The 13,719-nt window shown below is 39.9% G+C and carries 14 protein-coding genes; 3 read left to right on the top strand and 11 right to left on the bottom strand.

Annotated features, from left to right (window positions below; translation table 11 throughout):
* Positions 1–7: 7 nt before the first annotated feature.
* The 7 genes from MHB64_RS14445 to MHB64_RS14415 form a co-directional block, all read right to left on the bottom strand.
* Positions 8–727, bottom strand: coding sequence for a YebC/PmpR family DNA-binding transcriptional regulator (locus MHB64_RS14445; protein WP_042187963.1), 720 nt, complete (start codon positions 725–727; stop codon positions 8–10).
* 168 nt (positions 728–895) lie between these two features.
* Positions 896–2,005 carry a 5-methyltetrahydropteroyltriglutamate--homocysteine S-methyltransferase gene (locus MHB64_RS14440; protein WP_341134680.1) on the bottom strand — a complete coding sequence of 370 codons (1,110 nt, stop codon included), beginning with the start codon at positions 2,003–2,005 and terminating at the stop codon, positions 896–898.
* 16 nt (positions 2,006–2,021) lie between these two features.
* On the bottom strand, positions 2,022–2,954 hold the full coding sequence (locus MHB64_RS14435; RefSeq protein ID WP_076204126.1) for a LysR family transcriptional regulator: 933 nt from the start codon (positions 2,952–2,954) through the stop codon (positions 2,022–2,024).
* Between the two features lie 121 nt (positions 2,955–3,075).
* Positions 3,076–4,191: a phosphodiester glycosidase family protein gene (locus MHB64_RS14430; protein ID WP_256989793.1), complete on the bottom strand. Its 1,116-nt coding sequence runs from the start codon at positions 4,189–4,191 to the stop codon at positions 3,076–3,078.
* Between the two features lie 174 nt (positions 4,192–4,365).
* Positions 4,366–5,064, bottom strand: coding sequence for a hypothetical protein (locus tag MHB64_RS14425; RefSeq protein WP_341134679.1), 699 nt, complete (start codon positions 5,062–5,064; stop codon positions 4,366–4,368).
* Positions 5,045–5,758 carry a hypothetical protein gene (locus MHB64_RS14420; protein WP_341134678.1) on the bottom strand — a complete coding sequence of 238 codons (714 nt, stop codon included), beginning with the start codon at positions 5,756–5,758 and terminating at the stop codon, positions 5,045–5,047. The genes MHB64_RS14425 and MHB64_RS14420 overlap by 20 nt, the downstream gene beginning before the upstream one ends.
* Entirely contained in the window at positions 5,751–6,695 is a 945-nt protein-coding gene (locus MHB64_RS14415) for an ABC transporter ATP-binding protein (RefSeq protein ID WP_341134677.1), read from the bottom strand. Before MHB64_RS14415 ends, MHB64_RS14420 begins: the two co-directional genes overlap by 8 nt.
* Positions 6,696–6,881: 186 nt before the next feature.
* Here MHB64_RS14415 and MHB64_RS14410 point away from each other — a divergent pair, with 186 nt between their 5' ends.
* Positions 6,882–7,103 carry a helix-turn-helix transcriptional regulator gene (locus MHB64_RS14410; protein WP_341134676.1) on the top strand — a complete coding sequence of 74 codons (222 nt, stop codon included), beginning with the start codon at positions 6,882–6,884 and terminating at the stop codon, positions 7,101–7,103.
* On the top strand, positions 7,084–7,530 hold the full coding sequence (locus MHB64_RS14405) for a hypothetical protein (protein WP_143812125.1): 447 nt from the start codon (positions 7,084–7,086) through the stop codon (positions 7,528–7,530). The genes MHB64_RS14410 and MHB64_RS14405 overlap by 20 nt, the downstream gene beginning before the upstream one ends.
* Positions 7,531–7,630: 100 nt before the next feature.
* On the opposite strand, the gene MHB64_RS14400 is transcribed toward MHB64_RS14405, so the two are convergent.
* The 4 genes from MHB64_RS14400 to MHB64_RS14385 all read right to left on the bottom strand — a co-directional run bounded on the left by MHB64_RS14400 (position 7,631) and on the right by MHB64_RS14385 (position 12,319).
* A complete protein-coding gene (locus tag MHB64_RS14400) occupies positions 7,631–9,151 on the bottom strand; it encodes a TPM domain-containing protein (RefSeq protein WP_341134675.1) in 1,521 nt (506 codons plus the stop codon).
* Positions 9,152–9,755: 604 nt separating this feature from the next.
* The gene (locus MHB64_RS14395) at positions 9,756–10,118 is read right to left on the bottom strand and encodes an acylphosphatase (protein WP_256989792.1); all 363 of its coding nucleotides are present in this window, start codon (positions 10,116–10,118) and stop codon (positions 9,756–9,758) included.
* Positions 10,119–10,282: 164 nt separating this feature from the next.
* Entirely contained in the window at positions 10,283–11,221 is a 939-nt protein-coding gene (gene cysK, locus MHB64_RS14390; protein ID WP_341134674.1) for a cysteine synthase A, read from the bottom strand.
* A 72-nt stretch (positions 11,222–11,293) separates the two neighbouring features.
* On the bottom strand, positions 11,294–12,319 hold the full coding sequence (locus MHB64_RS14385) for a LacI family DNA-binding transcriptional regulator (RefSeq protein ID WP_341134673.1): 1,026 nt from the start codon (positions 12,317–12,319) through the stop codon (positions 11,294–11,296).
* A gap of 324 nt (positions 12,320–12,643) precedes the next feature.
* Between MHB64_RS14385 and MHB64_RS14380 the strand changes: the two genes are divergently transcribed.
* Complete coding sequence (locus MHB64_RS14380; protein WP_341134672.1) at positions 12,644–13,696, top strand: 2,3-butanediol dehydrogenase; 1,053 nt, start codon at positions 12,644–12,646, stop codon at positions 13,694–13,696.
* The last annotated feature ends 23 nt before the right edge of the window (positions 13,697–13,719 follow it).

Genomic DNA, 13,719 nt, shown 5'->3' with positions numbered 1-13,719 from the left:
GTTATTCTTAGTCCTCAGAATCTACGTTATGATACACCTGTTGAACATCTTCTAAATCTTCTAAGGCATCAATCAATTTCTCGAATTGAGCTTGTGCATCTTCAGGAAGTGTTACATAGTTCTGTGGTAGCATGTTAAGCTCAGCAACAGTAAACTCAGTGATTCCTGCATTTCTGAATACTTCTTGTACAGCATGGAACTGATCAGGTTCAGCATACACGATAACCGCTTCATCTTCTTCTAGAACATCACGTACATCAAGTTCTGCATCGAACATCATCTCAATCACTTCATCGGCAGTTTTACCTTCTACACCGATAACAGCCGTTGAATCAAACATGTAGGCTACAGATCCGCTGACACCCATATTCCCGCCATTCTTACTGAATGTAGAACGGATCAAAGGCGCTGTACGGTTAACGTTATTCGTAAGTGCATCGACGATGATCATCGAACCGTTAGGTCCAAATCCTTCGTAACGAAGCTCCTCATAGTTCTCATCACCGCTGCCTTTGGCTTTATCCATCGCGCGGTCAATAATGGCTTTTGGTACATTGTAAGTTTTTGCACGTTCTAAAACAACCTTTAAGGCCCGGTTTGCTTCTGGATCGGGTTCACCTTTCTTGGCTGCTACATAAATCTCAACACCAAACTTTGCATAGACGCGACTTGTGTTGGCGTCTTTGGAGGCTTTCTTTTCCTTAATATTATTCCACTTACGACCCATATTGTTCCCGCTCTCTTTCAACATGAATTAAAAACAATTGTTACTTATTATACCCTTGATTAATAGCTCTAGTAAAGTGCGCTGGTAGGTTAATCCTCTAAGCTGACACAATACACGCATAAAAAAGGCCCCTAAATCAAACAGGAGCCTTCTAAAAACTTATTTTATTTATAACCAAACCTCTTGGGCTGTTTCAATTACGAGACGTATTTTATCCCACTGTTCTTCTTCGGTTAGGATATTTCCTTCCTCGGTGGAAGCAAACCCACATTGAGGACTTAAGCAAAGCTTCTCAATATCTACATATTGTGCCGCTTCTTCAATACGTGCTTTGAGCTGCTCTTTGCTCTCAAGACCACCATGTTTCGTAGTTACTAGTCCCAATACCACAAATTGATCTTTAATAAAACGCAAGGGTTCAAAATCGCCCGCCCGCTCATTATCATACTCCAAGAAGAAAGCATCCACTTTAGTATTCGAAAAAAGCTCTTCGGCCACAGGCTCATAACCACCAGCTGCGAACCATGTGGAGCGGAAATTACCTCGGCATACGTGAAGCGCGATCGTCATATCATCTGGACAAGTGGCAATGCTCTCGTTAATCAGCCTAACGTAATCCTTAGCCAATTGATCTGGATCTGTACCTCTACTTCGTAAATGGGCCCTATGTCTGCCACTACACAGCGTTCCCCAAGTTGTATCGTCTAACTGGAGGTAACGGCAGCCAGCATCATAGAACGCTTGGATTGCAGTTCGGTAAACAGCAATAATATCTTGGAATAGGGTTTCTTGATCCGGATAAACTTCATTCCCGTTAAAATCCTCCACAAAGTGAAATAAAGCGGGTGAAGGGATCGTCATTTTCGGAATTCGGTCTCCCGCCATTTGTTTCAAAGCGATAAATTGGTCGATCATTGGATGATCTTCAAAGGCAATTCGGTCCACGATTCGAAAAGATTCCGCGCGCTGAGCGGCTTCCGCTCTTCCTTGATTTAAGTTAATCTTCTCAGTTCCTTTAATCCCTACAAAGAAATCGAGATGCCACCAGGAACGGCGAAATTCCCCGTCTGTGACCGCCAATAAACCCACTTCTTTTTGCAGTTCCAGTAGTTTGGCGATTTCAATATTCTCTATTTCATGAAGCAGACTGCCCGTGATTTCACCATTGTCATATTGGAGGCGGGCCGCTTTAATCTCATCCGTTCGTAAGAAGCTGCCAACGATATCGTATCGAAAGGGTGGAGCATTTCTCTGGGTGCCAATTACGGGTCTAATCATACCGATCCTCCTACTGCTATAGTAAAAAATGATTTAGATCAAAATAACTTCCAGAAACCAGGTCATTCAAAATCTCGATATACTTAGATGCCATTACACTCGGTCTGCGATCTTTATGCGCTATCCAGCCAACCGTAAATACTTCATTGCTCTCAAAAGGAATCGTCTTCAGTCCATCACCATTTAGATCGGATGCCAGAATTCCTGTGCCTACCGTATAGCAATCCGTACCCATTAATAAATTGGTCAGTGTCGCCCGGTCATTCACCTTAATATTCTTCTCAATTTGTGAAAAGCTTAACATTTCCTCTGAGAAGTGCAGTGAATTGTTCTCACCCTGTTCAAAAGTGATATAAGGGAACGGCACAATATCATCCTGAGTAATAACTTCCTTACGAGCCAGCGGATGTCCAGTTCGAACATAAAGATGCGGATCGGTATTAAAAAGTGGTGTGAATTTCAGATTGCCATCACTAAACAGTTTATTCATATGCTTATAGTTACTCTCGTTAATATAAAGAATTCCTAAATCACTGCGCAAGGTACGTACATCTTCGATAATCTCGTAGGTTTGCGTCTCTCTCAAGCTAAAGTTGTATTCTGAGACGTCATTGTGCTTCATGAGATTTACAAAGGCGTCAACCACAAAGGCGTAGTGCTGCGTAGAGATGGAAAAATAGATCGGACTACGCTTTTTCCCCGTATAACGATTCTCCATAAGCTCCGTCTGTTCAATAATTTGGCGGGCATAACCCAAGAATTCCATTCCCTCAACGGAAATACTGATTCCACGGTTAGTCCGCTCAAAAATCGTTATCCCCAGTTCACTTTCTAACTCTTTAATGGCATTGGACAGGCTCGGTTGAGAAACAAAGAGCTTCTTTGCCGCCTCATTCATGGAGCCACTATTTGCAATTTCGATAGCGTAGCGGAGTTGTTGCAACGTCACTCCTATTCCCCCTGTTCCAGACCTGTTAGTTCTGTATTCTGTTCTTGCTAGGTGATATCGTAGCATATTTTCATATGGCAATCCAAGATAATCCTTATCTTATTTACGTATTAAGAGTGCTTTAGCGTGTACGCTTCTTAGCAGCATCAATTTTGGAGGGGTCAAGTCCCTTCCAAATATTCGGCATATCGACTTGCTCAGGGTGCTCAAATACAAGAAAAGCCGTAGGTAAATATCGTTCCCCATATTGAGAAGATGGCTTGTTCATAATCTCGTTGTCTTTTACCAGAACGGTAGAAGAACCTCCATCCAAGTTTGCTGCAATCACAGCCCCATGCTTAAGAAGGATTTGTTGCACATCGTATAGATTTGCCCCAATACTATAAGTAGGTTGTCTTCCATCAATAACAACAAATATAATCGCTCCGTCAGCACGCTGACCCATCGCTGTTCGAGGAGCAATACCCCAGCCTTCTGCCGCGTTCTTAATTAATCCTTTTCCATTGACGATCAGACGAGGGCTAAAAGTAACCGCCTCCTGAACACCCATATTGTTAATCTCATCTAAAGTATAATTTCCAGCAACCATCTTCCCTTGTTTATCAAGACCTACGATTTGCGTGGATTTCTTGCCACCGAGACCGTTGTAATATAACTTACCTTGTGAAATCACAATACCGATAGGTTTAAAGCCGTTACCTTTCCAGTTGGGGTCAGCGAATCCACCACCGTTAACTCCAGCGATAGCACCTGTGCGCTTCACCATACTAGTTACTTTCTCACCTGACCCTACTTTATCCGGAATTCCCAAACGGACTTTAGTAGGATCATTAACGATCATGACATATCCTGAATATCCAGTACCTGAGACATTTTCTATCTCGACCAGTGGTTTCTCTTTTACTTCAGGTTCAGGAGTAATGGTATGTGTATCCTTTTCGACCCCCATCTCTTCAAATTGGGCGCTATATTCAGTCACTCTGTTCTTTAATCCGTCCTCACCAATAATATATTTAGCCATGTAGCGGTGCTGTGTTGTAATCAGTGTATCAGCAATTGAATAGCGCAGATTTTTAGCCGAAGGTGCAAAGTAAAACCAACCGCCTCCAGCAATCAACAAAATTAAGCAGAATAAAAACACTTTGGATAGTGTTCGGAAGAAGCTCCGTTTCTTACGTTTTTTTGTTGGCTTCTTTTTGCGTACGGTGGAACGTTGAGGTAATGATGAAGTGCTCACTTCTTTTTCCTCCCTGACTATTTCGGAATTTGAAAATAAATGTCTAACTTTATCATAGACGATAATTTCCATGAAAAGTTTCTGTTAAGGGAATTACTAGTTATACGTAAGTTTCTGAGCATACACAAAAATATCGCCGCACGATTCTAATCATACGCGATTGTTAGTTTTCTTTTATAATTTCGCCATTATTTGTGGTCTCTTTATTCGCTGCAATACATAACAAATGAAGAATAGATTTATTCCCAGCAAAATAATCATAATCCCCGCTGACCATACTAATGGATGCTTTACACCAAAGGTAACCAGTAAAGAAGGTCCCAACGTCAAGAAGCTTAGTGCTGAAGCAATATGTAATCCTTGTCGTGGATTTTGCATTACCATGGATAATATTCCTGTTATAAAGATCATGAATATGCAAATCAGAAGATTATCAAAGATTAATATACTTTGTGCTGTTGAGAACCAAATGAGGCTGGTTTCATGCATGAAAACATATTGGATGAAGTTTGCGCTGAGCCAAGTAAACAATGACGATATTACCAGCATTACTAGTGAAATCAGGATTGCAATCATACTCTTCCCAATGAACATTGACTCTGTTCGTATTGGCGTTGACAATAAAGATTCAAAGGTCTTATATACTTTTTCTCCTCCAATCGAATATGAGATCATATTTACTGTTATTCGAGGCACACCTAGAGCCATAATGATGATTGGATAATAAAAGTTCAATTTACCAAAATAAATATACGCTAACATCATAAAGATAGCTGGTGCAACGATTATGAAAAGCATGCTAAACCGAAATCGCTTTAAAGCTACGTAATATTTCCATTCATGATGAAGGACACTAGACATTTGTGATTTCATCAGATACACCTACCTTTTTATATGACTCCGCAAAATACGAACGATCTATTTTCTTCACTTTTATAAAGATAAAATAAGAGTTAACCCCCATCAAAACGACTAAAAATACTGCTGATAGTAAATAAGTAGCCACCATCAAATGCTGAGTAAATAAATTAAAAAGAATAACAATATAAATGTAAATCGGATAAAAAACTAAGGTTAGCTTACTATTAGCCGTCCGGATATCATCAGAAGTAATGGATCTATCTACTCCGATTAAAGTGACGGTTAATAAAATATGAATAAATAGAATCAACATACCTACCCATTCCCAAAAATTTATTTGAAAATACTCTTTTGTGAAAATCTTCACTAATAGCATTAGAATGAATATGGATAAATAACAAACTCCACTGCTAACGATGCAATACATACATTTTCCATAAAATAGGCTTCTGCTCTTAATTGGTGAGGATAATATTGTTTCTATCGTTTTCATTTCTTTCTCACCCGCAAAGCTATGGGCTGTCCATTGCTTTAACAGAGTAAGCGGAAATAAGATTGATCCGCTCAACAAGACAATATCATTCAATCGAAATAAAGGAGCAACGATCCCTATGAGAACTACAGCACATAAATGAAAGATCAGGGTGCCTTTATCCTTGAAATACTCTTTTATCTGCATCCTAAAGACGGTTTCTATTTCATTCATTTGGTTTCTCACCATTTTCCACCTGCATATACAGCTTTTCGAGGTCAAATTCCTTAGTTTCAATATTCTTCACATCTATCCCTAATGTGGCTAACACTTTAATCAAATTCGAAATCGCAATATTTTCTGTTAGTTCAACGATAATCGTGTTTTGCTGCACCTTATATTCAATATTTATTTCAAGACTAGACAACGCCTTATGAAGGCGTTCCAAATCAGCGGACAAATCTTGGTTGCAGATAATACGGACTTTACTACTGGCTTGCTCTTTCAATGCTGCCATTGTGTTAGTATATACGTTTTTCCCATGTCTCATTATTGTGATCTTATTACAGATCTTTTTTACTTCTTCTAAATTGTGTGTGGTCAAAATAATGGTGGTCCCATACTTCTGTACTAAATCATGCAGCATTACTCTTAAATGATCGATGCTTACTGGATCTAGTCCATTCGTCGGCTCATCTAATAGAAGGATTTTGGGTTTGTGAAGTAAGGCTCTAGATAAAGCAACCTTCTTCTTCATCCCTGTAGAAAAGCCCTTTACAGGCAAATGCTTCTTATCTAGTATTTCAAAATCACTCAATAACTCGTCTATTCGTTTGTCGTAATCACTACGTTTCATACCATATATTTGAGCAAAATAACTTAAGTTATCATATACACTCAAAGGCTCATATAACCCAACGTCTTCTGATAAAACACCACACATTTTACGAACAGTGTCACCCTCTAGATTGGGATTACAACCAAATACAGATACTTCTCCCTCATCAGGCTCTAAAAGTCCTAATAAGAAACGAAGAGTAGTTGTTTTCCCAGCTCCATTATGTCCCAATAAGGCGTAAACATCTCCCGTCTGAATGGAAAGGCTCAATCCATTGATAGCATTTACACTCCCGAATGTCTTTTTCACATCTTTCAGTTCAATTTTCCGCATCGCATATTCCTCCTTAAGAAACCCAAAATAAGTATAGCAGACTATACATTAATTGTATAGTTAACTATACTTATTTTTGATTGTGATAAAATTTTTTATTGATATAATAAGAAAGTACGACGTTGTCGCATTTGGTTTTCATCAAGAAAGCAATCTTCGATATTAATTATTACACGGGAGTGTGACATGAAAACAAGAATAAGAGAATTACGAAAAGAGCGAAAAATATCTCAAGAGGAATTAGCAAAAGCGGTTCGTGTCACTCGTTTAACCATTATTTCAATTGAGAATGAAAAATACACAGCTTCTTTAATCCTTGCTTATAAAATAGCTAAGTATTTTGGATTAATGATTGAGGGAGTATTTGATTTCTCTGAGGTGGAGGAAAATGATGAATCAAAAATATAAAGCGCGGATTCAAAAACGCCTACGTGCCAAAATAGTTATCGCTGTTATTGGTGGACTTGCTGTAATAGGTACCTATATCATTAAATTGCTTAATACCACGGCAGATTTTGCTTCTATTGATGCGTATATCACAGGATTTTTCTTTGGTATTGAGGGCGTCTGTGTGATGAACATAATACAGCTTAGAAAGCTGCTTAAAGACGAGAATGCGCTTGAAGAAATGGTGATCTATGAAGAAGATGAAAGAAATCAAAGTATCAAATTAAAAAGTTACAACTCCACCATAAATTTTATGATTTGGTTGCTTTCATTTGGAAGTATTATCTCATCTTTCTTCAATCAGGTTATCTTTTTCACATTGGCAAGTGTTCTTGTGGTCTTGTTAGTCATGTCTTCATTATTCAAATGGTTTTATACTAGAAACTGAGTGGGATTCAAAGCTTTTTTCCATTTAAATAGCTGTCTCAGTAGTAGAATTCCTACTTGTGAGACAGCTCCTTTGCACTTCTTTTTAACTGCATGATTGTTTAGTGTCTTCCCGCTCCGCCACCACTGCTGGCGCTACCTCCACCACCTGATGAGCCACCGCCGCCGGAAGAGCCTCCTCCACCTGATGAGCCTCTATCATCATTAGAGTAACTGCTGCTGGAAGAACTTGAAGAATGTCTTCCTGCGCCTCCGCCACTGCTGGAACCTCCTCCACCACGGTTCTCGTTGCTTGAGGAATAACGTCCTGCTCCGCCACCTCTAGTAGATCCGCCTCCACCACTGTTTCCCCAGAAGCTTGACTGTGAGTTATTGGATGGTGTGTTTCTATGATGGTGGTGGTGATTATTATAACGTCTGTGCCAACGTCTACCATAACCGTAATCCGCTTGACCGTACCAATTCCCATACCGACGAATATTTCTTGGGCTATACGGATTAAATGGCAAACCGTACATTTCAATATATTTATTGCGTCGTGAAACACCATATCCGAACAGTATGAGCGGAGCAAATATCAATAAGTAAATTAGAAGACCTTTGCCTACACTAACACTAGTCTCCTTTGATGAAGTGGTTGTTGAGGAAGAATTGGCGGCTGTAGTACCTCCACTATTTCCCGTCGCTCCAACGGATTGATCCGCTCTAGCCAATAAGAAGCTGTACAAAGCATTAGAAGTTGCCGTAGCTCCCGTTCCGTAATCTTTTTTCACAAATTGGGGCTCAAGTACAGTATCCAAAATATTGCTGATTGCATCATTAGTTAGAACCTTGTCGATGTCCTTCCCTTGCAGAACATGATAGTTGTCTCCACCTATGTCTAGCACGAGCATAACATCCTTAGGGCCAGCAGCAACGGAGGCAAACTTCATGTAGGTATAATCCTGAAGTGTTTTATCTCCTGCATTCTTTACAGTAACCACATAAATTCCGCTGCCAGTTGTAGTTTTATATCTGTTGCTAGATTCGTTCAAATAATCCTTTGTTACTTTTTTGAGTACACCGGCATTATCGGATACATAGTTTTTGGTGCCGACATTCTCCACCCAGGTCCCACCCATGGCTTGGATAAAGGCGCCATAAGTTTTACGTGCACCGTTACTATAAGTTTTAGCTGCAAAATCCGGTTCAAGATATTGAGAGAGAATATCTTTAATCTTACTGTTAGGCAACGTGTCCTCAATACCCTTACCTTGTACCGCCCAGTAGTCATCATCTTTTATAGAAAGCAGTAGCAAAAGCCCGTTATTCTTATCCGCAGAGCCTACGCCCCAGCTATTGAATAGCGAAGTTGCATACTCTTCCATCGAAACTCCATTTGTAGAATCGACTGTCACCACTACGACTTGAGCGCCCGTATCCTGATGTAATCGAATCCCATAGTTCACCATGTAATTCTCAGCTTTCTCGTCGATCACATTTGCAAAATCATTCACATAAAATGACCCGGTATGCTTAGGTACAGCTGTCTTGGCTGAAGTTAAAAGCGGAAGAAGCAAAACACTTAACATCAGGGTGGCAAGTATGGTAAAAAGCATTTTTCTGAAAATTCTGTAGTTCATATGTACCTCCTGCTCTATCATAATCTCTTTTATTTATCGGTTACGCTCAGTTTACACAATAGTTCCATTTTGTTCTATTCGATAAACCACACAGTAATATGTTATATTAAGCCCCGGCCTCCTGATTCACATAAAAAAATTAGCGCTTTCAGATTTAGATATAGCTATAATAATAAAAATAATAATCATCAGGTTAATCAATATGCTTATGAAAAACTCTGATAATTTATTTTGATCTCTACGAAAAACTAATCGATTTAACTGAAACCCTAATGATATTCCCTCACCTATTAAGTTGATTGGTAAATCTATAAACGAATAAAGCGCTATTACAAATAGTAATTCCCAAAGCAAATGCCCAGCAAAAAAAGAGAAGATTACAATACCAATATGTATCAACGGCCACATTAAAATGATTGTACTGAACACGGATTTCCCTTCTATTAAAAACCCAAGCATCATTCCAACACTAATCAACAAACAAATAAAACTCAAAGAGGACCCTAAGGGTACAGCCGCGTGGCTCAATAACTTTCCATAGAATTGATCAAATACTTCAGTACCATATATAATTTACTTCTCAATTCAGCTAAACGATATGTACTTATTTCACTATCATGAAATCTTTCTCTCCCTCATGAATAGGCAGATCGCTCATCGTCACTTTTTTTACTGATGCCCGTTTCAATGATTGCATGCAATCAACTAAAAAAGAGATTTGCTGCTCTTCTCCTTGTACCTCTACCTCTACACTTCCGTCGTTTAAATTTTTCACCCTACCCGTTAATCTCATTCTTACTGCAATCGTATATATTTCTAACCGAAATCCCACATTTTGAACTCTACCCGAGAAAACCACTTTCTTTCTAACGATAGGGCTTGAAGGAAAATCCAGTAACTGAATACGATTGGCATGCCAAATCACATAATTATTTCTAACTTTTTTGAACACATTCACACGTTTCATACTCCTTTTTTAGAACTTCTACGATTTATGCTATATTGTACCATAGCCGTTGGTAAAATAAGGGGATAAAATGATCACTCTTCAATCACTAAATACACAAAAAGACTCAGCTTTCCGCTGAGCCTCCAATTTCGTATTAACTTCAAGTCAAAGGTTAGTTCAATCTATTCGTTAATATCAAACAGAGTAGTTGTTAAGTAACGTTCACCCGTATCCGGCAGAATCACCACAATCGTCTTCCCTTTATTTTCTGGACGTTTAGCAATTTCTGTGGCTGTATATACCGCGGCACCCGACGAGATCCCTACAAGCAATCCCTCGGTTTTGGCAATTTCACGCGCTACATTAAATGCGTCTTTATTCTTCACCTGAAAAATCTCATCAACAACCTCTTTATTGTAAATCTCCGGAATGAAGTTAGCACCAATTCCCTGAATCCCATGCGCACTAGGCTTGCCCCCAGATAGGACTGGTGAATCAAATGGCTCGATTGCGACAATATGCACCGAAGGATTCTTAGCCTTCAAAGCTTCCCCAACCCCAGATACGGTGCCGCCAGAACCAACACCCGCAATAAAAATATCAACATTCCCATCCGTATCCCGCCATATTTCCTCTGCAGTTGTTGTTCTATGAATTTCAGGGTTAGCTGGATTGCTGAATTGTTGTGGAATGTATGCATGTGGGGTTTCAGCAGCCAATTCCTCCGCCTTTCTCAAAGCACCGCTCATCCCTTCAGCTCCAGGTGTTAATACAAGCTTAGCACCAAGTGCAGCCATTACCTTACGGCGTTCAATACTAAACGTATCCGGAAGAACGATAATCAGCGAGTAGCCAAGACTGGTCGCAGCCATGGCAAGGCCGATGCCGGTATTGCCACTTGTTGGCTCAATAATTACAGAATCTTTATGAATTAAACCTTTATCTTCAGCATCTTTGATCATCGCATAACCTATACGATCCTTAACGCTACCTCCAGGATTAAAAGACTCTAGCTTGGCAAGAATTTTTGCATCGACATTCTGAGATTTACTATATTTCGAAATTTCCAATAACGGTGTGTTGCCAATCAAATCAGTTATGCTTTTGTATATATTAGCCATAATATTCTCCTCATTTCTTATTACCCCATCAGCTTACTTTGTATTAAGTCTAACAGGGTTTAGAGTATATTATCAACTTGTTGTATTCCGTCTAACAGAAACGCTGGACTCTCGCACGATTAAACGCGGATCAAGCTGCACCCTCTGATACTCTCCAGTAATATTATCCTGTATCCGTTGTAAAAGAAGCTGCGTAGCTAATCGAGCCACTTCATTCCCCATGATAGAAACGGAACTAATTTGAGGCGTTGTGATGGTTGTCCAAGAGTTATTATCTACCCCAACCACAGCTACATCTTCTGGAACACACACACCCAGTTCTTTAAAACGGTTTACAATCCCTATAGCGACCATATCATTTACAGCATATATTGCATCTGGCATATGGGTCAGGCTGTAGAAATAATCTGCGGCTTGTACCCCCGTTTGAAGGGAGAAATCCTCTCCAAAATAAACCAAAGAAACGTCCACTTGATTTAAAGCCTGCTGATAGGCAAGATATCGATCCTCAATGAGATCTTTCTGAGCACCTGCATAAGCAATTCTAGTTCGACCAATACTATTTAGATGCTCCATGATTAGCTGACCTTCAAAACGCGACAGGCTAACGATATCCGCTTTCACATTCTCTGACATTCGCTTCCCGTAGTTAATGATGGAGACAGGAACACTCGATTTATTGATTAGCTCTACCATTGTCTTTGGATAAGCAAGAGGCATGATAATAAGTCCATCAACATGTAATTTCTTGATCTCACGAATCGTTTCGAGCTCTGTCCGCGGATTTCCGGAAGTATTAATCTGAATGACACGATAACCGTCCTGTTTAGCGGCTTGCTCCACGGACCAGGCGATATCTGGAATGATGGCATTTCGAATATCTGGAACGGCCAAGGCAATTTGCTTCGTTTGGCGAATCTTCAGGCTTTGGGCAGAGGTGTTTGGGGTAAAACCCATCTCCTCAATCACTTGAAGAACTAACGCCTTCGTCTTGGAGCTGATTCCCTCGGCATTATTTATAGCTCTGGAGACAGTAGCAATCCCTACTCCCGCTTTTTTTGCTACATCCTCTATGGTTACTTTGTTTTTATTAGCCAAGTTGATAGTCCCCTCATTTTCGGAATCGTTTCCTTTATCATTGCTATTATTAAATCTGCCCGTCTCCTTCAAGCCGTTTTTCCAATATATTTATTATAACATACAAGTGCTTATAAAAGCACTTGTAGCAAGTACACACAGTCTATATATGCCTGATATCGCTGAGTTTAGGTGAAAATTTTCACTAATTTTCGATATTAATATTTTAGTATTTAAATTTGACAATATGAAAATTGTGTGACATATTTGATTCGGAAACGTTTCCTCTTTTCCGGAATAAACACACTATTTATTATCAATTTATGAATCTAGGAGATGAATGATATGCAAGCATTAAGATGGCATAACGTCAAAGATCTACGTTTAGAAACGATTGATGAACCCGCTGCGCTTGAAGGAAAAGTGAAAATTAAAGTGGAATGGTGCGGAATTTGTGGCAGTGATCTTCACGAATATGTTGCCGGTCCAATTTTCATTCCTGAAGGCACTCCTCATCCCCTCACAGGCGAAAAAGCTCCAATCGTGATGGGCCATGAATTTTCCGGACAAATCGTTGAAGTAGGCCAAGGGGTTAGCAAGTTTAATGTTGGTGATCGAGTCGTCGTCGAACCTGTATATGCATGTGGAGAATGTGTGGCGTGCAGACAAGGCAAATACAATCTTTGCGAGAAAATGGGCTTCCTAGGTCTCGCCGGTGGTGGCGGTGGATTCTCAGAATACGTTGCAGCTGACCAACATATGGTCCACAAAATTCCTGACAGCTTATCCTATGAGCAAGGCGCTCTGGTAGAACCTTCTGCAGTGGCTCTGCATGCTGTTCGTTCCAGTCAATTGAAGGTTGGAGATAAAGCTGTAGTATTCGGTGCGGGTCCAATCGGTTTGCTTGTAATTGAAGCTTTGAAAGCATCTGGCGCGGCTGAAATCTATGTTGTAGAGCTTTCTGAGGAACGTAAGAGTAAGGCTAGGGAGCTTGGGGGTATCGTAATCGATCCTAAGCAATATGATGTGGTTGAGGAAATTCAAAAACGTACAGATGGTGGCGTTGATGTTGCTTTTGAAGTCACAGGTGTCCCTCCCGTTCTAACACAAGCTATCAATTCCACTAAATTAAGTGGTCAAATTATGATCGTTAGTATTTTCGAGAAAGATGCTACGATTACACCTAACAACATCGTACTTAAAGAACGTAATTTAACGGGTATTATCGGATACCGTGATGTATTCCCAGCAGTAATTAGCCTGATGGAACAAGGTTACTTCCCTGCGGACAAATTAGTGACTAAAAGAATTAAATTGAACGAAGTAATTGAACATGGGTTCGAGGCGCTTTTAAAAGAAAAAAATCAAGTGAAGATTCTTGTTAGCCCTAAACAATAACCATAAGCAGCCAAGTGGCTGAT

It is taken from the genome of Paenibacillus sp. FSL K6-2859 (genome assembly GCF_038008265.1).
Taxonomy (GTDB): Bacteria; Bacillota; Bacilli; order Paenibacillales; family Paenibacillaceae; genus Paenibacillus_AQ; species Paenibacillus_AQ nitricinens.
This window is presented reverse-complemented; position numbering and strand designations above follow the sequence as displayed.